Origin of the sequence: Lentzea kentuckyensis (genome assembly GCF_002150765.1) — a bacterium.
In the GTDB taxonomy this organism is placed as follows: domain Bacteria; phylum Actinomycetota; class Actinomycetes; order Mycobacteriales; family Pseudonocardiaceae; genus Lentzea; species Lentzea kentuckyensis.
The window spans coordinates 186,410-212,260 of the sequence record NZ_MUYM01000012.1 but is presented as its reverse complement, the minus strand read 5'-3'; the positions used below and the strand labels follow the sequence as shown (position 1 = coordinate 212,260).

Annotated in this window: 18 protein-coding genes and 1 pseudogene; 6 read left to right on the top strand and 13 right to left on the bottom strand. The window is 70.3% G+C overall.

What is annotated here, in order from left to right; translation table 11 throughout:
- Nucleotide 1: 1 nt before the first annotated feature.
- The 8 genes and pseudogenes from B0F77_RS07435 to B0F77_RS07400 all read right to left on the bottom strand — a co-directional run bounded on the left by B0F77_RS07435 (nucleotide 2) and on the right by B0F77_RS07400 (nucleotide 11,651).
- A complete protein-coding gene (locus tag B0F77_RS07435; RefSeq protein ID WP_245847872.1) occupies nucleotides 2-3,232 on the bottom strand; it encodes a serine hydrolase in 3,231 nt (1,076 codons plus the stop codon).
- A complete protein-coding gene (locus B0F77_RS07430; protein WP_086662024.1) occupies nucleotides 3,229-4,266 on the bottom strand; it encodes a dipeptidase in 1,038 nt (345 codons plus the stop codon). The genes B0F77_RS07435 and B0F77_RS07430 overlap by 4 nt, the downstream gene beginning before the upstream one ends.
- 8 nt (nucleotides 4,267-4,274) lie before the next feature.
- A pseudogene (locus tag B0F77_RS07425) lies at nucleotides 4,275-5,003 on the bottom strand (ATP-binding cassette domain-containing protein); the annotation flags it as partial.
- Nucleotides 5,000-6,823 (bottom strand): dipeptide/oligopeptide/nickel ABC transporter permease/ATP-binding protein, encoded by a 1,824-nt coding sequence (locus B0F77_RS07420; protein WP_086662022.1) that lies wholly within the window; start codon nucleotides 6,821-6,823, stop codon nucleotides 5,000-5,002. The gene B0F77_RS07420 and the pseudogene B0F77_RS07425, both read right to left, overlap by 4 nt.
- Before the next feature lie 73 nt (nucleotides 6,824-6,896).
- Complete coding sequence (locus tag B0F77_RS07415) at nucleotides 6,897-7,844, bottom strand: ABC transporter permease (RefSeq protein ID WP_086662021.1); 948 nt, start codon at nucleotides 7,842-7,844, stop codon at nucleotides 6,897-6,899.
- Nucleotides 7,841-9,412 carry an ABC transporter substrate-binding protein gene (locus B0F77_RS07410; protein ID WP_086662020.1) on the bottom strand — a complete coding sequence of 524 codons (1,572 nt, stop codon included), beginning with the start codon at nucleotides 9,410-9,412 and terminating at the stop codon, nucleotides 7,841-7,843. Before B0F77_RS07410 ends, B0F77_RS07415 begins: the two co-directional genes overlap by 4 nt.
- Nucleotides 9,409-10,275 (bottom strand): serine hydrolase, encoded by an 867-nt coding sequence (locus B0F77_RS07405; protein ID WP_086662111.1) that lies wholly within the window; start codon nucleotides 10,273-10,275, stop codon nucleotides 9,409-9,411. Before B0F77_RS07405 ends, B0F77_RS07410 begins: the two co-directional genes overlap by 4 nt.
- Complete coding sequence (locus tag B0F77_RS07400; RefSeq protein ID WP_086662019.1) at nucleotides 10,275-11,651, bottom strand: serine hydrolase domain-containing protein; 1,377 nt, start codon at nucleotides 11,649-11,651, stop codon at nucleotides 10,275-10,277. Before B0F77_RS07400 ends, B0F77_RS07405 begins: the two co-directional genes overlap by 1 nt.
- 224 nt (nucleotides 11,652-11,875) lie before the next feature.
- On the opposite strand from B0F77_RS07400, the gene B0F77_RS07395 reads away from it, so the two are divergent.
- Together B0F77_RS07395 and B0F77_RS07390 are read left to right on the top strand one after the other, a co-directional pair.
- Nucleotides 11,876-12,607: an ABC transporter ATP-binding protein gene (locus tag B0F77_RS07395; RefSeq protein WP_086662018.1), complete on the top strand. Its 732-nt coding sequence runs from the start codon at nucleotides 11,876-11,878 to the stop codon at nucleotides 12,605-12,607.
- 3 nt (nucleotides 12,608-12,610) lie between these two features.
- A complete protein-coding gene (locus B0F77_RS07390; protein WP_086662017.1) occupies nucleotides 12,611-15,121 on the top strand; it encodes an FtsX-like permease family protein in 2,511 nt (836 codons plus the stop codon).
- Between the two features lie 110 nt (nucleotides 15,122-15,231).
- Here the strand turns inward: B0F77_RS07390 and B0F77_RS07385 are convergent, their stop codons facing one another.
- Nucleotides 15,232-16,539 (bottom strand): cytochrome P450, encoded by a 1,308-nt coding sequence (locus B0F77_RS07385; RefSeq protein ID WP_086662016.1) that lies wholly within the window; start codon nucleotides 16,537-16,539, stop codon nucleotides 15,232-15,234.
- 132 nt (nucleotides 16,540-16,671) lie between these two features.
- A complete protein-coding gene (locus tag B0F77_RS07380; protein WP_086662015.1) occupies nucleotides 16,672-17,847 on the bottom strand; it encodes a GNAT family N-acetyltransferase in 1,176 nt (391 codons plus the stop codon).
- A 62-nt stretch (nucleotides 17,848-17,909) separates the two neighbouring features.
- On the opposite strand from B0F77_RS07380, the gene B0F77_RS07375 reads away from it, so the two are divergent.
- Nucleotides 17,910-18,644, top strand: a complete 735-nt coding sequence (locus B0F77_RS07375; RefSeq protein WP_158102629.1) for a class I SAM-dependent methyltransferase — start codon at nucleotides 17,910-17,912, stop codon at nucleotides 18,642-18,644.
- On the opposite strand, the gene B0F77_RS07370 is transcribed toward B0F77_RS07375, so the two are convergent.
- From B0F77_RS07370 to B0F77_RS07355, 3 genes are all read right to left on the bottom strand, one after another.
- A complete protein-coding gene (locus tag B0F77_RS07370; RefSeq protein WP_086662013.1) occupies nucleotides 18,645-19,394 on the bottom strand; it encodes a DUF899 family protein in 750 nt (249 codons plus the stop codon). It lies immediately after the preceding gene.
- Nucleotides 19,395-19,885: 491 nt separating this feature from the next.
- Complete coding sequence (locus tag B0F77_RS07360; protein ID WP_086662011.1) at nucleotides 19,886-21,409, bottom strand: ABC-F family ATP-binding cassette domain-containing protein; 1,524 nt, start codon at nucleotides 21,407-21,409, stop codon at nucleotides 19,886-19,888.
- Nucleotides 21,402-23,003 (bottom strand): ABC-F family ATP-binding cassette domain-containing protein, encoded by a 1,602-nt coding sequence (locus tag B0F77_RS07355; protein ID WP_086662110.1) that lies wholly within the window; start codon nucleotides 23,001-23,003, stop codon nucleotides 21,402-21,404. The genes B0F77_RS07360 and B0F77_RS07355 overlap by 8 nt, the downstream gene beginning before the upstream one ends.
- 231 nt (nucleotides 23,004-23,234) lie before the next feature.
- Here B0F77_RS07355 and B0F77_RS07350 point away from each other — a divergent pair, with 231 nt between their 5' ends.
- Genes B0F77_RS07350 through B0F77_RS07340 form a run of 3 tightly spaced genes read left to right on the top strand, consistent with a single transcriptional unit; the run spans nucleotide 23,235 to nucleotide 25,848 of the window.
- Entirely contained in the window at nucleotides 23,235-23,846 is a 612-nt protein-coding gene (locus B0F77_RS07350; protein ID WP_086662010.1) for a helix-turn-helix transcriptional regulator, read from the top strand.
- A 2-nt stretch (nucleotides 23,847-23,848) separates the two neighbouring features.
- On the top strand, nucleotides 23,849-24,913 hold the full coding sequence (locus B0F77_RS07345) for a cytochrome P450 (protein ID WP_086662009.1): 1,065 nt from the start codon (nucleotides 23,849-23,851) through the stop codon (nucleotides 24,911-24,913).
- Nucleotides 24,910-25,848, top strand: coding sequence for a patatin-like phospholipase family protein (locus B0F77_RS07340; protein ID WP_086662008.1), 939 nt, complete (start codon nucleotides 24,910-24,912; stop codon nucleotides 25,846-25,848). Before B0F77_RS07345 ends, B0F77_RS07340 begins: the two co-directional genes overlap by 4 nt.
- Nucleotides 25,849-25,851 lie beyond the last annotated feature (3 nt).

Sequence of the window (25,851 nt, the reverse complement as noted above, 5' to 3'; positions counted from 1 at the left end):
CTCAGGACACCTTCGGCGTGGCGCGGACACCCATGTGCACGTACTGCTCGCCCGTGGGCAGCGTGTAGAACACGACGGACGACCAGCTGCCGTTCTCCGTCCACCGGCACACGAACGACGAGTCGTCGAGCGGCAGGAGATCGACCTCCGGCAGCTGGGGGACCAGCTCGGCCAGCGAACCGGTGACCGTCGTCCTGAGCCGCAGTCCCTGGTCGCCCTCGATGACGTCGAGGGTCATGGACGCCCGTTCGTACCGGCCGAGGTACCGCGCGTGGTCCACCGCCGGGGGTTCGTCGGCCGGCTGCACCGGGCGCGGCATGGCGACGCCCGCCAGTTCGGCGAAGATCTCCCGGTACAGGTCCAGGTACAGCTCCCGCGCGTGGTCGCCGTTGGTCAGCAACGTGACCGCGAGGTTGTGCCCCGGCAGCAGGCGGAGGAACGCGGACTGTCCGATGGTGTTGCCGTCGTGACCGATCAGCCGGTGCCCGTCCCAGCCGAACCGGATCCAGCCGACGCCCCACGAGTCGCCCAGCGCGTTCGGGTCGGGCACGTCGGTCTGCTTCTCGGTCATGACGAGCGCGGACGCCTCCGACAACACCCGTGTGCCGTCCGCAGCCAGCCCACCTTCAAGATGCATCCGAGCGAAGGCCAGGACGTCCGCGGTGGTCGAGAAGATCGTCCCGGCCGGGCCGACCGATCGCGGCAGCATCCACACCGGTACCGGTTCCTGCTTGCCGTCCTTGTCCTGGTGACCGACGGCGGCGCGGTGCAGCAGCGCCTCCTCTGGCAGCGTTCCGGTGCGGGTGAGGCCGAGCGGAGTGAAGAGCTTCTCCCGCATGGCCGCGTCCCAGGTCTTGCCGGTGAGCTTCTCGATCACCCGGCCGGCCAGCACGAAACCGGAGTTGGAGTAGGAGAACGTCGCGCCGAGCGGGTGGTTCTGCGCGGCCTCGGCCAGCAGCTCGGTGTACCGCTCCAGGCAGTCGTCGCCGCGGCCGGTGTCGGTGAAGATGTCGCCGTCGATGCCGCTGGTGTGCGTGAGCAGGTGCCGCATGGTCACCTTCTGCGTCACCACGGGATCCGCGAGCTTCAGCTCCGGCAGCACGTCGATGATCGGCGCGTCGAGGTCGAGCAGGCCCTCGTCGACGAGCCGCATGACCACGGTCGTCGTCCACACCTTGCCGATCGAGCCGATCTGGAAGATCGAGTCGTCGGTGACCTCCACACCGGTCGACGTGTTGAGAACGCCGTGGTGTGCCTGGACGATCTCGCCGTGGTGCAGGATGCCGAGCGCCGCGCCGGGCACGCCGTGCTTGGTGGCGAGCGCGGAAAGCCTGCGCTGCCAATGCTTCGCGTCCAGCGGCACGCGCTCTTCCGCGTGCTCGCGCACCCAGTCCACGACGCGGCGGTTGAAGTCCTCGCGGTGTGACGGCTTGCCGCTGAGGATGAACAGGTGCGACTCGTCGGGGTAGAGCACGAGCTTGGCCGGCACGTCGTTCTGGCGCAGCGCCATGAACCACTGCTCGGCCTGACCGACCGGGCACCTGTCGTCCGCGGCGCCCTGGTAGATCAACGTGGGTGTGCGGACGTCACCGACGAGCGTGAACGGGGAGAGTTCCGCGATGTGCTCGCCGGGTCCGCCCAGCTCCAGTTCGGTCAGGTAGCGGCCGCCGTCGGACGTGCCCGCCATGCTGCTCAGGTCGCTCACCACACCACCGGCGACCGCGGCGGCGAACCTGGTGTCGCGGCTGGTCAGGTAGCAGGTCATGTAGCCGCCGTAGCTGTAGCCGGTGACGGCCAGCTTCGCCGGGTCGGCCAGTTCCTCGGCCACCAGCTGGTCGATCGGCTCCAGGAAGTCCTTGGCGTCGGCCTTGCCCCAGGCGCCGAGCGCGGCCTGGTAGAACGCCTCGCCGTAGCCGTCGCTGCCACGCGGGTTGAGCAGCAGGATCGCCCAGCCCTGCTGAGCCAGCACCTGGTGGTACAGATGGATCGGGTCGGCGGTGCCGTTCCACGCGTTGTGCGGGCCGCCGTGGATGTCCAGCAGCAGCGGCAACGGACCGGTGCGTTCGGGGTCGCGCACGAGCCAGCCGTGCACGACCGTGCCGTCCGAGATGGTGAACTCCCGCTCCTCGCGGACGAACACCTCGGTCTTGTTGTGTTCGGTGTGGACGGTCAGCTCACCGCTCGCCAGGTCGACCGTGGCGATCTCACCGTACGAGGTGGCGGTGCCGAGGACGAGCGCCGCAACGGTGTCGGTGGCCGAAAGCCCTGCTACGACACGAGAATCACCGCCGACGACCAGCCTCGGCTCACCGCCGTCGAGGTCCACGGCGTAGAGCTGGGTGCAACCGCGGTCGCGGGCGCAGAACAACACGGTGCGGCCGGTCAGCGCTGGAAGGCCACCCGGATAGCCGGACATGCCGGGCATGACGTTGCGGTCCAACGACTCCGACAGGTTGCGCACCTCACCGTCGAACGAGAGGAGCAGCAGGCTGAGGTGCCCGCTGTCGGCGGAGGTCCGTCCGGTGACGAGCAGGCCGTCCGCGGTCCACGCGACCGTCGCCGCCTGCCCGTCGGCCAGTCCGACGAGCTCCGGCTGCGTTTTGCCGCTGACGTTCACGACGTGCACCGGCACCCGGAACGTCAGATCGGAGTCCTCGTCCAGCGCCCCCGCGAACGCGAGCCGGGTGCCGTCCGGTGACCACGCGGGCGTGCCGGCGTGCCAGTCGCCGTCGGTGATCTGCTCGACCTCACGGCTTTCCAGGTCGACCACGTGCAGGTGAGCGCGGATGGAGCGCAGATAGCCGGACCCGTCGGACTTGTAGTCGAGGCGCTCGGCGACGATCGGCGCCTTGGCGTCCGCGATGTCGACGGGCGCGGAGAACGCGAGCTTCGTGCCGTCCGCGCTCCACACCGGCGCGCCCGCGCCGAGCGGCAACGACGTCACCTGCTCGGGCTCGCCCCCGTCGGCGGGCAGCAGCCACACCTGCGCCGGGCCGTCCTGGGCGCGCAGGAACGCGATGCGGCTCCCGTCCGGCGACCACGCGGGCGCCGCGTCGGACTTCCCCCTGGTGAGCTGCCGGGGTTTGCCACCGGACACCCGCCACAGCGCCCGCTCGTCGCGGTCGCCCTCGCGGTCCGTGGTGCGCAGGACGTACACGATCTCGGTGCCGTCCGGCGAGAGCGCGGGCTCCTCGGGCAGCGCGAAGCCGTACAGGTCCTCGATGGTGGTCACGATGCGGATCCCCTCGTCAGCTCGGAACGGAACAGGTCGAGCACGTTCTGGCCCAGCACCAGCGCGATGTCGTCGTCGGGCCAGCCGCGTTTCCGCAGCGCCTCGGTCACCAGCGGCAGCCCTGCCGGCCCCTCCAAGCCCGGCAGGAACCGGTCGGTGGGCACGCCCTCGATGAACTGGGCTTCACAGCACGGCGGCGTGACGTCCTCGAGGACCTCCTTGACGAAGTCCGGCCCGAGGCCGACGTGCCGTACGCCCATGACGCCCGCGATGTGCTCGATGTGGTCGATCAACCGCTCGATGCGGAAGTCGAACTCGTGCAGGAACGGTGCGAAGAAGTTCACGCACACCACGCCGCCGTTGTCCGCGATGCCTTTCAACTGTGCGTTGGTCAGGTTGCGGTGGTGGTCGCGCAACGCCCGTGCGGACGAGTGCGTTGCCATCACCGGACGGGTCGCCATCTCCAGCACGTGGTCGACGCCCGCCGCGCTCAGGTGGCTGACGTCGAAGATCATGCCGAGACGTTCCATCTCGGCGAACGCGGCCACACCCGCCCTGGTGAGCCTGCTGCCGGTGGCGTCCTCACCGCTGCCGTCGGCCAGCGCCGTGCGGCCGAAGTGGGCGAGCGAGGCGATGCGCACCCCAAGCCGGTACAGGGTTTCCAGCAGTTCGACGTCCTCACCGACACCGGGCGCGCTCTCCAACGCCAGCACGAGCGCGATGCGGTTTTCGGTCAGGGCGACGTCGATGTCGGTGCCGTTCAGACAGAGTCGCACGGTGTCCGGGTTGCCCTCGGCGATGCGGTGCGCCGCCTCGATCATCCGCAGCGTCTGCCGCAGCGCGCCTTCCGGGCGGAACACGTCGTCGATGAACACCGGCAGCACCTGGAGGTTCACCCCACCCGCGTGCAACTGGGGCAACCATTGCTCGCGGAAGTGCGGAACCCAGCGTTCGACGGGCCGGTGGACGATCGCGTCCAGCAGGTCGTTGTGCGTGTCGGCGACCACGCTGCGCCCGTGCAGGTCGTCGATCATGAAGCCTCCAGCCTGGTGTTTCGCTGTGGTGCGGCGGCGAGCAGCTCCCGCGTGTACAGGTGCCGCGGGTCGGTGAGCACCTGCTCGGCCGGCCCCTCCTCCACGATCTTGCCGGTCTTCATCACCGCGATGCGGTCGCTCACGTACCGGACGACGGCGAGGTTGTGCGAGATGAACAGCATCGACAGCCCGAGCCGCCGCTGCAGGTCCCGCACCAGGTTCAGCACGGCGCCCTGCACGGACACGTCGAGCGCGGACGTGATCTCGTCCGCGATGATCACCTTCGGCTGTCCGGCGAGGGCCCTGGCGAGGGCGACGCGCTGCCGTTGCCCGCCGGAGAGCCTCGCCGGGAGCGAGGAGGCGCGGCCGGGGTCGAGGTTGACCAGTTCGAGGAGCCGCGCGACCTCTTCGCGTTTGTCGGTTCCCTTCGGCATCGCCTCGGCGATCGACCGGCCGATGCTCATCCTCGGGTCGAGCGACGAGTACGGGTCCTGGAACACCATCTGCAGCCGCCGTTGCCGAGGTTTGAGGCGCTGGACGTCCATGCCGTCGATCAGGACGCGCCCGGCGGTGGGGGCGACGAGGCCGACCGCCGCGGCGGCGAGCGTCGACTTGCCCGATCCCGACTCGCCGACGAGGCCCACGACCTCGCCCGGCGGCACGGTCAGGCTCACGTCGTCGACGGCTTTGAGCGTGCCGTAGTGCAGGCTGACGTTCTCGAACTTCAGCTCACTCACCTCGGGCCTCCAGCGGTGACGAAGCAAGCGACGCGGTGCTCGTTCGCGACTTCCGTGAGCTCGGGTTCCTGCTGACGGCACCTCTCGTCCGCCTTCGGGCAGCGCGGCGCGAACGGGCACCCCCTGGTGATCTCACCCGGCTCCGGTGGCCGGCCGGGGATGACGGCGAGCGGCGCCTCCCGGTCCGTGTCGAGATCGGGCACCGCGGCCAGCAACGCCGTCGTGTACGGATGCCGGGCCGACGTGAACAGCTCGGCGGTCGGCAGCTCCTCGACCACCCTGCCCGCGTACATCACCAGCACCCGGTCGCAGGTCTGCGCGACTACCGTGATGTCGTGGCTGATCAGCAAGACCGCCGCCGACCGTTCCGCGCGGACCTTCGCCAGCAACCGCAACACCTCCCGCTGCACGGTGACGTCCAGCGCGGTGGTCGGCTCGTCGGCGATCACCAGCTGGGGTTCGCCCATCAACCCCATCGCGATCATGGCCCGCTGCCGCATGCCGCCGGAGAACTCGTGCGGGTACTGCCTGGCCCGTTTCGCAGCCGTGGGAATCCGCACGGCCTTGAGCCGGTCCACGGCCCGTTCGAAGGCCTTGGTCCGCGACATCCCTTGGTGCACTTCGGAAACCTCCGCCAGTTGCCGCCCGATGCGCCGCGTCGGGTTGAACGAGGTCATCGGGTCCTGGAACACCATCGCGAGCGACGTCCCCAGCTCGCGATCGGACGTCCTGAGCAACGGCTTCCCGGCGAACGCCAGCCGATCCGCCGTCACCACGCCGGGATGCTCGACCAGCCGCGACACCGCCAGCGCGGTGAGGCTCTTACCGGACCCCGACTCGCCGACGACCCCGATCATCTCGCCCTGCCGGACGGTGAACGACACCCCGCGCACCGGCGTGATCCACCCGGCCGGCCCGGGAAACGCCACCCGCAGGTTCCGCACGCTCAACACCCCGTCGCCCTGTTTGTTGTCCACAATGGACTCGGATGGTTTCTTCCCGGCGACGGCTACCTGCCGATGACCGGCAGCGGCTGCCGCGGCCTCACCGAACAGGTTGAACGCCAGTCCGGCCACCACCACGGCGACCGCCGCCCCGAGCGCGGGCGCGGGCGTGACGTAGATCCGGTTGAGCCCCTCGCCGAGCAGCCGTCCCCAGTCGTACGAGGGTGCCTGCACCCCGATGCCCAGGAACGACAACCCGGCGAACGCGGTCAGCGCCTGGCCCGCCGCGAGCGTCGCGTTGATCACGAGCGGTTCGGCGATGTTCGGCAGCACGTGCCGGGTGAGCAACCGGAACCTGCCCACTCCGCACACCCGCGCGGCCGCGATGAAGTCGCGGCCGCTCACCGACGCCGTCAGCGTCTGGGTGAGGCGGGCGAACGACGGGGTGATCGCGAACGCGATGGCCAGCACCGCCCCGATCGTCCCGGTGCCGAAGATGACGGCGAAGAACAACGCCAGCAGCAGCCCGGGGAACGCCACGGCGATGTTCACCGCCGACGTGACGGCCCTGGCCGCCCAGCGGGGGAGCACCGACGGCAGTGAGCCCAGGATCAGGCCGGTGATCACGCCGACGAACGTGGCCAGCAGTGCGAGCCCGAGAGTCAGGCGGGTGGCGACGAGGACGCGGTGGAAGATGTCGCGGCCGAGCGAGTCGGTGCCGAGCAGGTGGTCGGCGGACGGGCCCTGCTGCAACGCGTCGGTGTCGATCGCGGCGGCTCGGTCGCCCCAGAGGAGCGGGGCGAGGACGGCGAGCGCCACCAAGAGGGTCAGGAGGACGGCGGAGGCGGCGCCGACGGGGGAGCGGAGTGCGCGCATCACGTTTCCCTTGTCGTCGTCGGGGTGAGGAGGACGGCGGAGGCGGCGCCGACAGGGGCGCAGTGGGCGCGCATCACGTCTCCCTGATCGTCGACCGGGGATCCAGCAACGCCAGCACCACGTCCACCACCAGGTTCACCAGCAGCACGCCCGCCCCGTACACCAGCACGATGCCCTGCACCGCGGGATAGTCCTTCTGCTGGATCGACCCCACGATCGTCGACCCCAGCCCCGGCCACGCGAACACGTTCTCCACCAGCACGGTCCCGGCGACCAGCGCGGCGAGCATCATCCCGCCCAAAGTCAACGTCGCGGTGATGGCGTTGGGCAGCGCGTGCCGCACGTACACCAGCCGCGGTGGCAACCGCTTCGCCCGTGCGGTCCGGACGAAGTCGTTGCCCAGCACCGAAAGCAGCTCCACCCGGACGATCCGGGCGAGCACCGCGGCCGGTCCGATGGCCAGGGCCAGCACCGGGAGCACCCACGAGCCGGCGGCGTCGTTGCCCGCCACGGGGAACACGCCGAGCTGCACCGCGAACAGGCTCACCAGGCCGACGGCCAGCAGGAACTCCGGGATCGCCGTGAAGACCACGCTGACCGACGTGAACGCGAGCTCGCCGCCGCGCCGGCGGCCGCCGCGGGTCAGCACCGCCATCACGACGCCGACCGGCACCGCCACGACGATCACGACGAGGAACGCCAGCACCGCGAGCTGCACGGTCGCCGGCAGCCGGTCGCCGATCAGCGAAGCGACCGGTGTGCCGCTGACCAGGGAGGTGCCGAACTCGCCGCGGAACAGGCCGGTCAGGTAGTGCCAGTACTGCACCGGCAACGGGTCGTCGAGACCCAGCGCGGCACGGCGGGCGGCGACCACCTCGGGTGGTGCGGTGAGGCCCAGCGTCTCGCGGACCGGGTCGCCGGGGATCAGGTGGATCATCAGGAACGCCGCGGTCACCAGCACCCAGAGCGAGGTCAGGAACCGCACCGACCGGCGCCGGGCGAAGGGCAGCCACGTGGTCATGAGGCGAACATCCGGATCGACGTCGGGTCGGGGCCGTCGCTCATGGTGAACTTCGCGCCCTTGACGAAGGTCGGTACGAGCGCGTCGAAGTACGGGACCAGGTCGAGGGACTTGATCAGCGCGGCCTCGGCCTTGTCCCAGTGCTCGCACCCGGCGTTGCCCGCGACGGAGGCCGCCTTCGTGGACTCCGCTTCGAACGTGGGGTTGGTGATGTGGCTGAAGTTCACGCCCTGCGGCGGCACCGCACCGGACGCGAACGGCACGAGCTGGCTCGGCAGCGACAACGTCAGCGGCACCATCGACACGTCCCACGCGCCGGTGCCGAACAGCGTCTGGTTGACGCCGGCGGCGTCGACGGGCTGGATCTCGACCTTGACACCAATGCCCTGCCACGCCTGTTGGATCAGCTCGGCGGTCGCGGTGAGGGTCGGGCCGGCGACGGTCGGCTGGAGCAGCTTGATCGACAGCGGCACGCCGTTCCTGGCCCGCACACCGTCCGGCCCGGCCCGCCATCCCGCCGTGTCCAAACCCGCGGCGGCAGCGGCTTTGTCGTATCCGGGCAGGTTCGCACTCACGTTGTCGCCCGTGCACGGCCGCGGTTCGATGGTCACCAAACCCTTGGACGGCCTGCCCTTGCCGCCTGTCAGCACCTTGCCGGCCTGCGCGAGGTCGAGACCCTGCACGAGCGCGCGGCGCACCGCGGGGTCCGCGCCGGGGTGTCCGGACGCGTGGTTGAACGACAGCGTTCCCAGCGGTGTCGCGTAGTCGACGTGGTCGACCTTCTGGGCCAGCAGGCGTTCCTGGTCGGGGCCCGCGACCGTGGCCGCGGTGAGCTGACCGGACAGCAACAGGTTCACCGCGGTCGTCTCGTTCGCGATCACCCGCACGACGACCTTGTCCGGCAGGCCCTGCTGGTCGCGCTGCCAGTCGCCCGGTCCCCACGCGAAGTCCTTGCGCCGCACCAGGGTGTAGTGGTCGTTCGGCACGATCTCGGAGACGGTGAACATGCCGGTGCCCTGCTCGCCCTTGGTGAGCAACGAGCGGTCGGCCATGCCCTTGGCGCACACGATCGGCAGCGAGCCGGCGTTGGTCAGCAGGAACGCGTCCGGCGCCCCGCTGGTCACCGTCACGGTCCGGGTCGCTTCGTCGGCGGTCGCGGACGTGCCCGCCGCGACCTGGATTCCTGCCAGCGGCGACTTGTTCTTGGGATCTCCGATGAAGGTGATGTTCGCGGCGACGTCCGCGGCGGTCAGCGGTGTGCCGTCGGCGCACGTGATGCCCTGGCGCAGCGTGAAGGTCGCCGTCGTGGTCGTGGCGTCCCACTTCTCCGCGAGACCGGCGACGACATCGCCGGACGACGTGCGTTCGATCAACCTGCCGTAGAGGAACCGGCCGACCGAGCGGGCGGCGGACAGGACCGTCAGCGCGGGGTCGAGGGTGCCCGGATCCGCGCCGATCGACAGCGTGAACGTCTTGCCGTCGGCCAGAGCGCCCGACTGGGAACTCCCGGACGCCCCGCACCCGGACACGACGAGGGCGACCGACACGACTACGGCTGTGCGTTTCATGACGTGCTCCGGAGGTGGTCGACGGCGAGACGTCCGGCGCGGCCGATCACCGCGTCGACGGCGGGTTGCCTGAGGTCGAGCGACTTCGCGCGGGTGAACACGGCGACGGCGTAGGCGCGGCCGTCGGGGTAGGTGACGACGCCGGCCTCGTTGCGCACGCTGGGCAACGTGCCGGTCTTGGCGGCGACCTGGACGTCGGCGGGAAAACCGGAGCTGAGCCGATGCGGCCAGATCTGCTGGGTCATGATCTGCCGGACGCGTTCGCACGCCTCGGGAACCGCCGCGCGGTCGGTCCAGATGGCGTCGAGCAGCGTGGTGATCTCCCGCGGTGTAGAGGAAGTGGTGCGCTCAGGGTCCACGATCGCCATCTTGTGGATGAGGTCCCAGGTGGGAGATCCGAGCGCTTCCTCGGCCTCCAGCGGGGTCAGGGCCAGGTCGACGGACATCGACGCGAACAGGTCCTCGCAGCAGCCCAGGATCCGGGTGCGGTGCAGGCCGAGGTTCGACAGCACCTTGTCGACCGCGGCCTGGCCCACGCGGTGGAAGAGCACGTCCGTCGCGGCGTTGTCGCTCATCGTCATCATGAACAACGCGAGGTCGCGCCAGCTCATCTCGACGTCGTCGGCGCAGCCCGCGGTGCCGATCCCGCCGATGCGGTACCGGGACGTCACCCGCGTGCGCTCGGCCGGATCCAGCCGTCCCGCGGCCACCTCCTCGGCGTAGGCGACGGCGACCGGGATCTTGAACACCGACGCCAGCACGACCGGGTCGTCCGCGCCGAAGGAGAACTCGTGGTCCGTCCCGATCTCGCGGGCGTGCACGAACCCTTCCGCGCCGGCCTCGGCGAACACCTCCGTGAGCATCACCGGGCGACCCGCCGGTCGGCACGGCCGGTGTGCAGGAACAGCGCGCGGCCCTGGCCGTCGTCGCCGACGAACGCGTGCGGCATGTGGATGCCGTGCACCGGTTCCGCGGCAACGAGAGTGTCGTCGCGCCACGGCACCAGCTCGGTCTTGCCCGCCGACTCCGGGCTGAGTTCGGCCATGATCCCCTTCGGCACGACCTCCATCCAGATCCGGCCGTCCGCGTCCTGTGTGACGATCCGCTCGCCGACCGACGACACGTAGACGCCCTCGAACCGTTTGCCGTCGACGCGTTCCGGCTCAGCGGAGGGCTCGGGCATCGCGGGCAGTTCGACGCCGGTGAGCTCGCGCAGCACGTGCCGGAAGATCGCCTGGTACAGGTCGACGGTCTTGCCGCCGTTGGTCAGCAACGCGACCGCGACGCCGTGTTCGGGAACCAGGCGCAGGAAGGCGTTCTGGCCGATCGTGCCGCCGTCGTGGCCGATGACCGTCCCTTGTGGATAGTGGAACAGCTCCCAGCCCAGACCCCAGGCGTCACCCATCAGTGCCAGGTCCGGCACCTGTGACTGGACCTCCCGCATCGCCGCCGCGCTCTCCGGCGACAGCACGCCGGAGCCGCCGTTCAGGTGCATCCGCGCGAACTTCAGCAGGTCGCGGGCGGACATCGCGAGCATCGAACCGGCCGGTGCGTTCGACCGCACCAACGCCCACACGGGCGCGACCTGCGGCCCGGCCTCCGGGTCCGGCGTGAGGTGCCCGGTCGCCGCGCGGAACATGATCGCCTCGTAGGCGTCGGCGGCCGCGTGGGTGAGGCCGAGCGGGGCGAACAGGTGCTCGCGCAGGCAGTCGTCGTACTGCTTGCCGCGCATGACCTCGACGATCCGGCCGAGCACGACGTAACCGGCGTTGTTGTAGCTGAACATCTCGCCCGGCGCGAAGAGCTGCGGAGTGTCGTGCAACGTGGCGACGTACTTCTCCACGCAGTCGTCGCCGCGGCCGGTGTCGGTGAACAGGTCGCCCTCGAAGCCCGCCGTGTGGCACATCAGCTGGCGCACGGTGATGCGCGCGGCCGCGTCCTCGTCGGCGATCCGGAAATCAGGCAGGTAGTCGCGCACCGGCGCGTCCAGGTCCAGCAGGTTCTCGTCGACGAGCTGCATCGCGAGGGTCGTCGTCCACACCTTGGTGATCGACCCGATCTGGAACAGCGAGTCGGTCGTCGTCTCCACGCCGGTGTTCTTGTTCAACACGCCCGTGGCGGCCTCGGCCACCTCGTCGCCGACGGTGACGGCCGCGGTGGCACCCGGGACCTCGTACTCGGCCGCCAGTCGCGGCAGGTTGTGCTGCAACCAGTCGTTGATCTCGCTCAACTTGGACATCCGCGCGTCCCATCCATGCCGACGTGACTCCGGTCACGGCCAACGCTAGGTTCGGCGGCCCCGCGGCCACCTCGTCGTGATCGACGAATCTGCGGGCCCGGATCTGTCGGGACGGACGAAGGTGGAGCAGGCTCTACCTCGGTCCGGGCAGCCTGCGTGATCGATCTTCGCGCGCGCCGAACTTACGTTCTTCGCAGAAGTCGTTGCGAGCCAAGGAGAACGTGATGAGGGCAGACGCGCTGTCGCTGCAGGGGGTGCGGAAGGTGTACGGCTCGGGTGGTGGCGCCGTCACCGCACTGGACGAGGTCACCGTCGACATCCGGCGGGGCACCTTCACCGCGGTGATGGGACCGTCCGGGTCGGGCAAGAGCACCTTCCTGCACTGCGCGTCGGGCATGGACCGGCCGACGTCCGGGCGCGTGCTGCTCGGCGACACCGACCTCGGCCGGTTGAAGGAGGCGAAGCTGACCGAGGTGCGGCGCGACCGGATCGGGTTCGTCTTCCAGGCCTACAACCTGCTGCCGTCGCTGACCGTGCGGCAGAACATCACCCTGCCGCTGCGCCTGGCCGGCCGGAAGGCGGACCAGGCGTGGCTGCGCGAGGTCGTCGACCGGGTCGGGCTGACCGACCGGCTGGACCGGCACCCGGCCGAGCTGTCCGGCGGCCAGCAGCAGCGCGTCGCGATCGCACGGGCCTTGGTCGCCCGGCCCGAGGTGGTGCTGGCCGACGAACCGACCGGCGCCCTGGACTCGCGGACGGCGCACCAGGTGCTCACGCTGCTGCGGTCCATTGTGGACGAAATGGGGCAGACCGTGCTGATGGTGACGCACGACCCGGTCGCCGCGTCCGCCGCGCACAGCGTGTTGTTCCTGGCCGACGGGCGGCTCGCGGGTGAACTGCACGGTCCGACGCCGGAGAAGGTCGCCGAGCGCATGACGCACCTGGGGGAGTGGTAACCGATGCTGGACCTCGCCTGGCAGACCGTCAAAGCCCGCACCAGCGGGTTCATCGGCGCTTTCGTCGCCGTTCTCTGTGGTACCGCGTTGGTGGCGGCCTGCGGAATCCTCATGGAGTCCGGGTTTCGCGGCGGCGTGCCCACCCAGCGTTACGCGGCCGCTGACGTGGTCGTCACCGGCGATCGCACGGTGCGCCCACCAGATGGGGACGTGCTGGCGTTCGAGCACGCGGCCGAGCAGCCGGCCGTTCCCGCCGCGCTGGTCACCAAGATCGCCGCGGTGCCGGGCGTGCGGGCCGCGGTGCCCGAGCTGACGTTCCCCGCCGTGGTGGTGGGTCCGGACGGGCAGGCGCTCGCGGACAAGCCGTCGCTCGGGCACAACTGGGAGGCGGCCGTGCTGGCGCCGTTCACGTTGCAGGAGGGGAAGGCCCCGACCGGGAACGACGAGGTGGTGCTCGACTCGGCGCTGGCGGCACGGGCCGGCGTCTGGGTGGGCGGCGAGGTGCGGGTGATGACGCGCTCGGCACCGGTGAGCTACCGGGTGACCGGAGTCGTGGACGGACAGGGTGATCGCCAGGCGGCGCTGTTCTTCAGCTCTGCCAAGGCGGCCGAACTCTCCGGCCGGCCCGACCAGGTCAGTGCGATCGGAGTGCTCGCCGCCGGTGATGTCGCTGACGGTGATGTCGCCGACCGCATCGAGCACGTCCTCGCAGCGGACCACGTCGCGGTCTCGACCGGTGCCGACCGCAGCGCCGCCGAGTTCGACGACGTCAGCCAGACCAAGTCGATCCTGGCGATCCTCGCCGGCTCGTTCGGCGGCTACGCGGTCCTGGTCGCGATCTTCGTCGTGGCCAGCACGCTCGCCCTGACCGTCGAGCAACGCCGGCGCGAGTTCGCCCTGCTGCGGGCCGTCGGCGCCACCCCGCGCCAGATCCGGAAGCTGATCGGCGTCGAGACCACGGTCGTGTCCGTGATCGCCGGCGTGATCGGCAGCCTGCTGGGCATCGGGGTGAGCCAAGGCCTGCGCGCCGCGTTCGCGAAGATCGGCGTCGTACCGGCCGACTTCGCGCTCTCGATCAGCCCGCTGCCGCTGGTCGCCGCGTTGCTGATCGGCGTCGGCGCGGCCAGGCTGGCGGCCTGGAGCGCGTCGCGGCGCCCGTCCTCGATCAACCCCGTCGAGGCGCTGGGGGAGGCCGCGGTGCAGCGCAAGGACCTCGGCCGGGTCCGCCTGGTCATCGGCTGGGTGCTGCTGGCGATCGGCGCGGTCGCGACCACGGTCCCGTTGTTCCTGCGCGGCCAGCTCGGTGCGGCGATGTCGGTCATGGCCACACTCGTGCTGATCATCGGCCTCACGCTGGTCGGGCCGAGGGTGGTCGGCGGCGCGGTCCGGCTGATCGCACCGGCGCTGGGCCGGTTCGGTGCGAGCGGATACCTGGCGTCGGCGAACGTCCTCAAGAACTCCCGCCGCCTGGCCGCCGCGGTCACGCCGTTGATGCTGGCCATCGGTTTCGCGGTGGTGAACTTCTACAGCCAGACCACGTTCACCGCCGCCGTGGCACAGGAAACGAACCGATCCGTCACGGCGGATCACGTCATCACCGGCGTGGCGGGCGTGCCGGCCGAAGTCGCCGACGCCGTGCGGCGGATGCCGGGCGTGACCACGACCTCGCTGGTGCGCACGCAGGTGATCACGGCCAGCAAGACCGGTGACAGCGTCGACGTGAGCCGCGGCGCGGCCAACGGACTGGACGCCACCGCGGGTGGGACGGTCGACCTCGGCGTCGTGTCCGGGAATCTCGGGGACCTCGTCCCGGGCACCGTCGCGTTGAGCAAGGCGAACGCGAGCTGGGAGGACAAGAAGGTCGGGGACACCGTCGAGTTCTGGTTCGCCGACGGTGAGCCCGCCAAGCTCAAAGTCGTGGCGACCTACGAGCACGACATGGCGTTCGGTGACCACGTGCTTTCTGCCGTCGACGCCCGTGCACACACCACGGCGGGGATGGACAGCGCGGTGCTGGTGAAGTCCGGTGACGTCACGGCACTGCGTGAGCTGACCAGCCGTTATGCCGGGCTGACCGTGACGGACGGCGTGGCGGCACAGGACCGGAGTGACGAGCGGACCCAGTTCCTGCTCAACCTGATCGCGGTCGGCGTCATCCTCGGCTATGTCGCGATCTCGGTGTCGAACACGCTCGTGATGTCGACCGCGGCGCGGCGCCGTGAGTTCGCGTTGTTGCGCCTCGTCGGCACCGGACGCCGTCAGGTCGTGCGGATGATGCGCGCCGAGGCGTTGGTGACCGTCGGCCTCGCCGCGGTGCTGGGCTCGTTGGTCGCCGCACTGCCGCTCACCCTGCTGGCCATCGGCTTCACCGGCGTTCCGCTGCCGTCCGGAGGGATCACGGTGTACCTGGGCGTGCTCGCCGGTGCGGCGTTGCTCGGGGTGGTGTCGATCGCCGTGTCCACGCGCTTGTCGTTGCGTGCCAAGCCGATCGACACCATCGGCCTGCGTGAGTGAGCAGATGGCCGGCCGCTCGGCCCGCGGGTTGAGCGGCCGGTTGGTTGTAGGAAAGTGCCTGTTGATTTTGGGTTGGTGGTACTTGCAGACGCCATCTGGCCCAGGGGTGGTCAGAGAATGGGGTTGGTGTGGGCGCCGAGGTGGACCGGCAGCTTGTGCAGCCCGTAGACGATGGAGAGCTTGCGGAACGACAGCTCGCCAGGGTCGACCGCAAGCCTCATCTCCTGGAACCGCCGGACGAGCGCCGGGTACGCGATCCGCAGCTCCATCTTCGCGAGTTCGGCGCCGATGCACCGGTGCGCGCCGTAGCCGAACGCCAGGTGCTGGCTCGCGGCCCGTTCCGGGCAGATGTCGTCCGGCGAGGGGTAGACGGACGGGTCGCGGTTCGCCTGGCTCAGCGAGCACGCCACGATGTCCCCCGCGCGCACCTTCGTCCCGGCGATGTCGGTGTCCTTGCGGGCGATGCGCAGGAACGCCACCTGCACCACGGACTGGTGGCGCAGCAGTTCGTCGACCACCCCGCCCACGGCCTCGTCGTCGTCGCGGACCTTGGCCAGCAGGCTCGGGTCGCGCAGCATCGCGAGCGTGCCGAGCGAGATCATGCTGGCCGTCGTCTCGAACCCGCCGGTGAGCAGCCCATCGGCCAGACCGGCCAGTTCGTCGTCGTCCAGCTCGTCACCGTGCTTGCGGATGAGCTCGCCGAGCAGCCCGTCGTTGGGCGCCTGGCGCAGGGTGCGGACCAGTTCGCGGAAGTAGACGACCGACTCCGACACCGCGGAGAGCGAGGCCGTGGCGGCGCCGCCCAGGTCGAACCGCGCGACGCTGCGGCGCTGGAACTCCTCGCGTTCGCTCGCCGGCACGCCCAGCAGTTCGCAGATCGTGAGCGCCGGCACCGGCATGGCGAAGTCCTCGACGAGGTCGACCGCGCCGTCCTTCATGGACATCAGGTCGAGCTGGTCCGCGACGATCGCCTCGATGCGCGGGATGAGCCGGGAGAGCCGCCGCATGGTGAACTCCGGCGTCAGCACCTTGCGCAGCCGGGTGTGCTCCGGCGGGTCGCTGAACCCGAGGCCGCCCGGCGCCTCGTCGGCGAACAGGCCCATCTCCCGGAAGTGGCCGAAGTCGTTGCTGAACGACTCGCTGTCGACCAGCACCCGTTTGGACGCCTCGTAGCCGGTCACCAGCCACACCGTCACCGGCAGCGGCAACCGCGTGACCGGTCCGTGGGCGTGCATCCGCGCCAGTTCGGGCACGGGGTTCAAACCGTTGCGCCGCAGCGGTGCCAGCACGCGCGAGGGCACGAACCAGGACGACCCGAGGTCGAACCCGGTCTTGCTGAGGTGCGCGAGAAAACGCCGCCCCATCCATCCGGTCACGCGGGACCGGACATCTGTTGCTGACTGCAGAACGTCCCTCATGACGCGGCTGTCCCTTCGGCGGAAAGGGTGACGTACACGTGACGACCACCGGAACGGACAATAACGACGTGACCGCGCACACGTCGTCATACCTGGGCCTAACGCGCCGTCATACTTTGGTCCAGATGTTGATCAAAACCAGTGCAGGCAGTGCGGAGGTCGTTCCGCGCGGAACAGCGCGTCGGCTTTTTCGGCCGCTTTCGCGCTGTGTGCCCGAATGTATCCGGCCCTGATCAGGGTGCTCGGCGCGGTCCCTCCCAGGTAGACCGAACCGAGATCGCGCACGTCCAGCGACAGGTCCGGCGCGCGGTCCGTCGGGGTGCACGCGGCCCGGCCGTCCACGATCGTCAGCAGGTGGCGGCCGTGCTCGCCGAGGAACGGGTCGGTGACGTCCAGCACCAGTTCGCCGTCGTCGAGGTATCGGCGCGCTTCCAACGCTCGTCGGACGTCCAGCAGGCGCACCCAGAGCCAGTCCATCTCACCGCTCATCTGGCCGGCGTTGAAGTCCGCGAGCCGCCAGCGCAACGGATGTCCGGTGGGCAGGTGCCTGAACACCACCTCGGTCACCAGGTCGTGGTCGAGCGCGAACCGGGCCAGTGTCGCGAACACCTCGTCGTCGCCGGCGATGATCTCGTCGATGGTCAGGGTGCGGTCGGCGAGCGAGTAGGCGGCATAACCGTCCCGGTGCACGGCCACGTAGCGCGGTGCCGGAGCGACCGGCGGCATGCCCGCGCCGAGCTGCCACCACCGCGTCGGCCTCGACAACGCGCCGGGCTGGGAGCGCCGGTACCGGTCGTAGATCCCCGACATGACCTCGGTGGCCTCGGACCGCTTGAGCACCTCGATCTCGCCCCGCACCGGTTCCGTCCGGAACGCGCCCTGACTGCGTTGCACCGTCATGCGCCGCGTGTAGGTCGCCGGGCCGTAGCCGAACCTGCCGTAGATGGTGCCTTCGGTGGCCAGCAACACGGACAGGAACTCACCCCTGTCCCGCAGCTCGGCCAGCTGGAACCGCATCATCTCGGTGAGCACGCCGCGCCGCCGGTGGGTGGGCAGCACGCCGACCGCACTGATCCCGGCCGCCGGGACGACGACCTCACCTGGCAGCGTCAGTTCGAACGAGTACGCGGTGGCGGTGCCGACCGCCCTGCCGTCGATCTCGGCGAGCACGCCCCGGTCGATCTCGAGCGCCGACCACCAGAGGCCGCCGCCGTTCTCGTCCGGCGTCTCCGGGAATCGCCCGAACGCGGTGTGCACGGTGTCGACGAAGACGCCGAGGTCCTCGGCGGCCGTGGAACGGATCTTCACGCGCCACAGTGGACCCGTCGAAACCGCAGAGCTCAACCGAGTTTTCTGGCATGGTCGGCGCGGTGACGAGTGCAGAGGACTTCGACCGCTGGTACGCCGACCGCGCCGACTCGTCGACCGCCGACGAACTGGTGCGGCGGACGCTCGCCCTCCCATCCGACCTGGAGTCCACCAGCCTGCTCGGCGGGGCCGGGCTCGACGAGGTCGTGACGGCTCTCGGTCTGGGGGAGGGCCAGGTGCTGCTGGACCTGGCGTGCGGCCGCGGCGGGTACGGGCTGGAGATCGCGAAGCGCACCGGGTGCCGGCTGGTCGGCGTGGACTTCTCGGCCGTCGCCGTCGAGCAGGCCCGGCAGCGGGGTGACGGCGACTTCCGGGTGGGCACGCTGACGGCCACCGGACTCCACGGGGCGTCGGTGGACGCGGTGATGATCGTCGACGCGCTGCAGTTCGCGGAGTCGAAACCGGACGCGCTGGCGGAGTGCCTGCGGGTGCTCAAGCCGGGCGGACGGCTGGTCGTCACCTGCTGGCAGCCCGTCGATCCCGCGGACGAGCGAGTCTGGCTGCGGATTCGCGAGCTGAACCTGGCCGAGCAGCTGCCCGCGGCCGGGTTCACCGACGTCGAGGTCGCGGACAAGCCGGACTGGCTGGTGGTCGAGAAGAGGATGTGGGAGGAGGCGCTCGCCGTCGACGCGCCCGACGACCCCGCGATGGTGTCGATGCAGAAGGAGGCGCGGCTCGTCCTGTCGAAGTTCGACCTGAAGCGCCGCGTCCTCGCTTCCGCGACCAAGCCACACTGATCAGTGGCAGTGGCCCTGCCTGCCGAGCGTGGTCACCGGCGTCGCTCCAGGCCGGGTCCACTGCGGCACGGGCCTGCTGTCCTCGCCCCAGCTGGAGTTCCCGTCCGCGTCCGTCCGCCAGAACCACCCGGCCGGACGTGCCTCCGGCCAGCCCTCGGGGTGGTCCTCCCACGTCTCACCACGCCCGCGCACGGTCATGTCGAGCAGCCCCAGCGATCCGTTGACCCGCTCGGTCCCGCGTCCGGTCGTCGAGTAGGTGAGGAACACCCGGTCGCCGTCGCGCAGATAGCTGGTGAAGTACCCCATGTCGCCACCGGCCGGCCCCTCGACCCCGCGCACCGAGTACCACGGCTGGGAGTAGCCCATGAACTCGACGAACGGAGCCACCTCCTCCCAGGCGCCCACGGTCAGGAACGCGAACGAGACCCCGCGCGCGTTGAGGTAGGCGGCGTCGTCGAAGTGCCACGCCACGTGGGTGCAGCCCTCGCACTGCCCCTGGTGTGGCGCGCCGTCCCACCACATGTGCTTGTAGACCACGAGCTCGTCGCGTCCCTGGAACAGGGACAGGAACGGCACCGGCCCGTCGGCGCCGACGACCTCGACCTGGCCGTCGAACTCGACCATCGGCAGCCGGCGCCGGGCCGCGGCGATCGCGTCACCTTCGCGGGTGTGGGCCTTCTCGCGGATCAGGAGCTCGTCGCGAGACTTCTGCCAGGTGGCGAGGTCGACGATGGGCGGCTGTCCGGTCATGGTTGTCCTCCGTGGAGTGCGGTTTTCGCGCTTGCACAGAGGTGTCGAAGCTACCGGCGGCGTTTCGACATGGTCGAGTCGTCAGTCGTAGAAACTTTCTGGAAGCCACGGCACCCGAGGTGGCGATCGCACCTTCAGACGTGTCGTGTACCCGTCCAACACGACACGTTCCGGACGCCTGGGCAACGGGTCGTCGCTGAGGTACCGCTCGCACCGGCCGCCGGTCGAGGGGATGACCGGCGCGCCGCCCGACGCGATCAGGACGTGGGCGAGCGTCGCCAGGCGCGACGACGATCTGTCCCGTGTCGGCGGCATACGTGCCGTGCTCCAGCAACGCGGGCATGTTCCGGACGCCGTTCCCGACCTGACGGTCGGCGTGGTCGGGCAGGTCGACCTGCCGCACCGGAACGGCCAGCGCGGCACCGCACGCCACGCATTCGAACACCACCATGTGGAACCCCCGGACCATCATCCGGGGGATGTCCACCGAGTTACCGCAGGGCCATCTCGGTGCCCCGCCACCGCTTCCGCAGCCAGCGGTCGTGGCTGGCGAGCACGATCGCCCCAGGGCCCGGACCCAGCGCGGCCTCCAGTTCGTCGCACAACGTCGGCGAAAGATGGTTCGTGGGCTCGTCGAGCAGCAACAGATGCGGCGGATCGGCCACGAGCAGCGCGAGCGCCAGCCGCCGTTGCTGGCCGACCGACAGCGTGCCGACCGGTTTGCCCAGGTCCCACTTGTGCAGAAGGCCCAATGACGCCAACGGCACCTGTTCGACCCGCTCGGCACCCAGAGCACGGCCGTAGGTGCCCCGAGCGGTGAGGCGCGGGTTGGCGAACGACGTGTCCTGGTCGAGCAGGCCGACGCGGAGATCGGGGTGCTCGGCCCGGAAACGGCCGGCCAGCGCGTGCAGGAGTGTCGTCTTGCCCGAACCGTTGGGGCCGGTCACCAGCAGCCGGTCGCCGTCGCGCACGTCGAGGGAGCCGAGCGAGAGCAGGAACTCCGACGACGTCAGGCCGGACGGGTGGAACTGGAGTGGTCGCGGTGGAGCGGGCACGCTGCGGCGTTCGAGGTCCTCCAGGCGCCGGGTGGCGTTGCGGACGCGGCGGGAGATCTGGCTCTGCACGCGGTTCGCGCGCACGCCGTACCCCATCTTGTCGCTGTCGCGCATGGCCCGGTTCGGCGCGATGCGGCCGGAGATCAGGCCGAGCGAGTCCCGCAGTTCGGCCAGCTCCTCCTGTTCTTCGAGGTACTGGCGTTCCCAGCGGTCACGATCGGCGCGCTTCTGCGTGACGTACTCGCTGTAGGTGCCGCCGAACCGGACCGGGCCCTCCAGCGCCGGGTCGAGGTCGATCAGGTCCGTGCACACCGCGTCGAGGAACGCCCGGTCGTGGCTCGCCAGCACGACGGTGCCGGGCAGGCCGCGCAACTGCTCCTCCAGGAACGCGGCCGCGTCGTCGTCGAGGTGGTTGGTCGGCTCGTCGAGCAGCAACGCCGACGGCCGGCGGACCACCAGCGCCGCCAGCAGGAGCCGGCGCCGTTCGCCACCGGAGAGCGAACCGAGGGGGCGATCACGGGTGACCGCACCGAGTCCGAGTCCGGTGAGGACGATGTCGGCCCGGCGGTCCGCGTCCCAGGCCTCGTGCCGCTGGGCCAGCTCCAGCCGTTCCGCGTAGAGGTCCGGCTCCTCGTCGATCACCGCGGCGAGCCGCTCCAGTTCGGCGAGGTCCTCCCTGGCCTCGGCCAGCGCGTCGTCGAGGACGTCGGCGACGGTCGCCGACTCGGCGTACGGCATCTCCTGGTGCAGAAAACCCAGGTCGGCAGGACGTTCCACCGTCCCGCCGTCGGGCTGGTCGACGCCGGCGAGCAGGCGCAGCAGGGTCGACTTGCCGGCACCGTTCTCGCCGATCAACCCGATGCGCCGGCCGGGGGCCGCGGTCAGCGACACGCCGTCGAGCACGCGCCGGTCCCCGAACACCCGCACGAGCTCGTGGGCGATCAGGGCTGCCTCAGCCACGTGCGTCCGCCAGCAGCCTGCCGCCGTCCAGCCGCAGCCAGCGGTCGATCTTCACCTCGTTCAGGAACCGTTCGTCGTGGCTCACGACGACGAACGCGCCGCGGTACGCGTTCAGGGCGCTCTCCAGCTGACTGACGCTGACCAGGTCGAGGTTGTTCGTGGGTTCGTCGAGCAACAGCAGCTGCGGCGCGGGTTCGGCGAACAGGACGCACGCGAGCGTGGCCCGCAGCCGTTCCCCGCCGGACAGCACACCGACCGGCAGATGGGCCCGCGCGCCGCGGAACAGGAAGCGCGCCAACAGGTTCATCCGGTCCGCGGGAGGCATCGCCGGGGCGAACGCGGCCAGGTTCTCCGCCACCGTGCGGGCGTCGTCGAGCAGGTCCAGCCGTTGCGACAGGTACGCGACCCGTCCGTCGGCTCGTTTCACCTCACCGCTGTCGGGCTGGAGCGAGCCGTGGACGACGCGCAGCAGGGTCGACTTGCCCGCGCCGTTCGGTGCGGCCAGCGCGATGCGTTCCGGGCCGCGGATCGACAGGTCCAGCCCGTCGAACAGGTCCCGCACCCGCACTCCTGAGCCGTCGAACAGCGTGCGCCCGGCGGGCACGGCGGTCTGCGGCAGTTCGAGGCTGATCTTCTGGTCGTCCTTCAACGCGCGTTCGGCCTGGTCGAGCCGGGTCTTCGCGGCGCTCAGCCGGGCCGCGTGCGTGCCGTCGGCCTTGGCGGCGGACACCTCCGCGTTGCGTTTCATGTTGCCCGCGAAGATCCTCGGCAGACCGGCGTTGGACAGGTTGCGCTGCGCGTTCGACGCACGGCGAGCGGCACGTTCGCGGGACTGCTGCATCTCCCGCTTCTCGCGCTTGACCTCCTGCTCGGCGCTGCGGATGTTCTTCTCCGCCACCTCGCGCTCGGCTTCCACGGCCTCCTCGTACTCGCTGAAGTTGCCGCCGTAGAACCGGATCTCGCCACCGTCGAGCTCCGCGATGCGATCCATCCGGTCGAGCAACGCCCGGTCGTGGCTCACCACCAGCAGACAGCCGCGCCAGTCGTCGAGCACGGCGTGGAGCCGGTGGCGGGCCTCCACGTCGAGATTGTTGGTGGGTTCGTCGAGCAGCAACACGTCCGGCTGCTTCAGCAACTGCGCCGCGAGCCCGAGCGAGACGATCTGACCGCCGCTGAGCGTGCCGAGCCGCCGGTCGAACGCGAGATCGCCGAGGCCGAGCCGGTCGAGCTGGGCGCGGGTGCGTTCCTCGACGTCCCAGTCGTTGCCGATGGTGGTGAAGTGCTCCTCGCCGACGTCACCGGACTCGACGGCCCTGATCGCGCTCAGCACCGCCGCGACCCCGAGCACCTCGGCCACGGTCAGGTCGGCGGTCAGCGGCAGGTCCTGCGGGAGATAGCCGAGCACGCCGTCGGCGGACACGCTGCCGGCCGCGGGTGTCAGCGCTCCCGCGACGAGCTTGAGCAACGTCGACTTCCCGGCGCCGTTGGGGGCGACGAGACCGGTGCGGCCGTCCGGAACCGTGGCCGACAGACCGTCGAAGACGAGGGTGTTGTCCGGCCAGGCGAAGGACAGGTTCGACAGGACGATGGACATGGGTGAGACCTCAGCGATGTGCTTGCGCGCGAAAACCACGGCGCGAGTGGAAAAGGGGACGACGGAACGGCCATCGGGTTCGATGGCCTGTCACATCCAGGGCTCACCCTGAGATGTCGTCTTCACCCACCAGCACGTCGAGCTCCTCTGTCGATGATCTCTCCGTTTCCACGTTAGCAGCAGTACGCAATTCAGTAGCGGTACGAAGCCGCACAGCGTTGACTCAGCCGTGTGACCAGCTACTTCGAGGTGTGGCGGCGGCACGGGGAGCTGCCGCCGGCGCTCCCGCAACCGTTCGTCGACCTGCTGGTGTTCGCGGACGGCTCGCTGTGGCTGAGCGGGCCGGAGACCGAGGCCAGGACGGGCAGGCTGGACCAGCCGCTGACCGGCGTGCGGCTGCGGCCGGGCACGTGCGCCGAGGTGCTCGGGATCGCCGCGGACGAGGTGCCGCTCGCCGGGATGCCGTTGCCCGGCACCGGCCTCGCCGACGGGTTGCGGGCGTTGCGCGGCCCGGCCCGCCGTCCCGACGAGGCGGTGCGGCGCGTGGTCCGGGCGATCAACGCGGATCCTGGAGCTCGGGTGTCCGAGCACGTTGCCGGGATGTCGGAACGGCAGCTGCGGCGTCGGTTCCAGATTGCGGTCGGGTTGAGCCCCAAGGTGTACGCGCGGGTCGTGCGGTTGCATCACGCGATGGCGCTCGCGCGGGCTTCGGTGACCCCGGACTGGGCGGAGATCGCCGTGCGCAGCGGGTTCTACGACCAGCCGCACCTGCTCGCGGAGTTCCGGCGGGCGGTCGGGATGTCGTGTGTCCGATTCTTCCAATCGTCGGTGAGCACGCTGTAGGTGTGTCCGTTGATGAGATCTTGGCTTTCCACCGGCAGGAACCGGGTCCGGTGCGGTTCGCCCCGTTCGGCGCCTGGGTGGCCACGCGGTATTCCGATGTGGACAGGGTGCTGACCGACCACGAGGTGTTCTCGTCGGACGAGCTGCGCCACAGCACCCAGCCCATCCCGCACCGCGACAATCCCTTGCTGCGCAGCCTGCTCGCGACCGATCCACCGCGCCACCACGCGTTGCGCCGGATCGTCAGCCAGGTGTTCACGCCACGCGCCGTCGCCTCGCTCGAACCGTTGATCGCCGCGAGAGTCGCCGAGCTGACCACCACGTCGGCGCTGGACCTGATCGCCGGCGTGGCCTACCCGCTGTCCGTGCACACGATCGCCGGCCTGCTGGGCGTGCGGCCGTCGCCGGACTTCGTCGGGTGGACCGAGGCCATCACGTCCTTCTTCGGCACCTTCACCGCGGACCGGACCGCGTTCGACCAGGCGTTGCGGGAGATGGGCGCCTACTTCCGCGCGGAGTTCCGGCGCCCCACCGGCATCATCGCGACCCTGCACGCAGCCGGGCTGGCCGAGGACGAACTGGTCGACTTCTGCACGTTGCTGCTGATCAACGGCCACGAGACCACCAAGACCCTGCTGGTCAACGCGATGCTGTGCCTCGTCTCCCGGCCCAAACCGGCCGACCTGGCGGTGGCCGTGGAGGAAGTGCTGCGCTATCTGCCACCCACCGGTGGCACCGACAGGTTCGTCACCAGGCCGACCACGCTCGGCGGCGTGGAACTCCAGCCGGGCCACCGGGTCGTGGCGATGATCTCCGCGGCCAACCGCGACCCGGACGTGTTCGCCGACCCGCACACCTTCGACCCCGGCCGCACCGTCAACCCGCACCTGTCGTTCGGCCACGGCGTCCACTTCTGCCTGGGCGCGCACCTGGCCCGGCTGGAGGTGCGCGTGGCGCTCGGGGCGTTGCTGGACAGGCCGTGGCGGCTGGGCGAGGTGGACGTTCTCCGGACGCCGGTGGGCGTCGACGTCCTCCGCTTGGAGCTCCGACATAACCTGGGCCGGTGACCGTTCTGGAGTTGCTGCGAGACCGCAGGCAGCAGGACAGCAAGCCGGGCCAGCGCACCGACGACGCACGCCTGGTGCTGCTCGTCGAAGGCGGAAGCTCGCGCGGGGCGTACTCGAGTGGCATGACCGTCGCGATCGAACGGCTCGGGTTGCTGCCGATGTTCGACGCGGTCTACGGCAGCTCGGCGGGGTCGCTGAACGCGGCCTGGCTGTTGTGCGGCCGCGCCGACAGCAGCAAGCACGCGTGGTGGGACCCGGCCGTGATGCGCACGACCATCAACCCGATGCGGGCCTTCCGGCGGCAACCCGTCGTGGACACCCGGCACCTGATCCACAACATCTACACTCAGGTCGTGCCGATGGGCTTCCAGGACATCCTGGACAACCCGGTCGAGTTCCACCCGATGGCCACCGATGCCCTCACCGGTGACTCCACCGACCTGCACGGGCTGATCCACGACGTGCCGAGCCTGCAGGCCGCGCTGCGGGCGTCCACCGCGATGCCGTTCCTCGCCGGACCGCCGGTGCTGATCGACGGCCGCCCGTACGTCGACGCCGGGATGAGCGAGATGGTCCCCGTCAAGTCGGCCCTCGCGCAGAAGGCCACGCACATCGTCGTCCTGCGCACGGTGCGGACCGACGAGATCCCCATGGCGCCGACCCGCGGCGAACGGATGGTGCTGTCGCGCTGGCTGGCCCGGCACGCACCGGGCGTCGTGGAGACGTGGTTGCGCCGCAGGGAAGGCAGGATCGAGGAGGAGGAACTGCTCGCGGCCCACCCCGCGTGTCTGCAGATCCGGCCGCCGCTGGGCAGCCTTCAGGTCGGGCGCACCGAACGGCGCCCGGACGTGCTGCGCAGCGTCGTCGACATCGGCATCGAGGTGGCGATGAACGAGCTCAGGTCATCCTTCGGGGCCGTCGAGCGACTACCTTGATCC

What these genes read in the sequence shown, in the direction of transcription:
- B0F77_RS07370 (WP_086662013.1), bottom strand. Translation starts at nt 19,394, where the DNA reads ATGACCGGACAGCCGCCCATCGTCGACCTCGCCACCTGGCAGAAGTCT.
- B0F77_RS07430 (WP_086662024.1), bottom strand. Translation starts at nt 4,266, where the DNA reads ATGATCGACGACCTGCACGGGCGCAGCGTGGTCGCCGACACGCACAAC.
- B0F77_RS07395 (WP_086662018.1), top strand. Translation starts at nt 11,876, where the DNA reads ATGAGGGCAGACGCGCTGTCGCTGCAGGGGGTGCGGAAGGTGTACGGC.
- B0F77_RS07405 (WP_086662111.1), bottom strand. Translation starts at nt 10,275, where the DNA reads ATGCTCACGGAGGTGTTCGCCGAGGCCGGCGCGGAAGGGTTCGTGCAC.
- B0F77_RS07415 (WP_086662021.1), bottom strand. Translation starts at nt 7,844, where the DNA reads ATGACCACGTGGCTGCCCTTCGCCCGGCGCCGGTCGGTGCGGTTCCTG.
- B0F77_RS07410 (WP_086662020.1), bottom strand. Translation starts at nt 9,412, where the DNA reads ATGAAACGCACAGCCGTAGTCGTGTCGGTCGCCCTCGTCGTGTCCGGG.
- B0F77_RS07420 (WP_086662022.1), bottom strand. Translation starts at nt 6,823, where the DNA reads ATGCGCGCACTCCGCTCCCCCGTCGGCGCCGCCTCCGCCGTCCTCCTG.
- B0F77_RS07385 (WP_086662016.1), bottom strand. Translation starts at nt 16,539, where the DNA reads ATGAGGGACGTTCTGCAGTCAGCAACAGATGTCCGGTCCCGCGTGACC.
- B0F77_RS07390 (WP_086662017.1), top strand. Translation starts at nt 12,611, where the DNA reads ATGCTGGACCTCGCCTGGCAGACCGTCAAAGCCCGCACCAGCGGGTTC.
- B0F77_RS07400 (WP_086662019.1), bottom strand. Translation starts at nt 11,651, where the DNA reads ATGTCCAAGTTGAGCGAGATCAACGACTGGTTGCAGCACAACCTGCCG.
- B0F77_RS07355 (WP_086662110.1), bottom strand. Translation starts at nt 23,003, where the DNA reads ATGTCCATCGTCCTGTCGAACCTGTCCTTCGCCTGGCCGGACAACACC.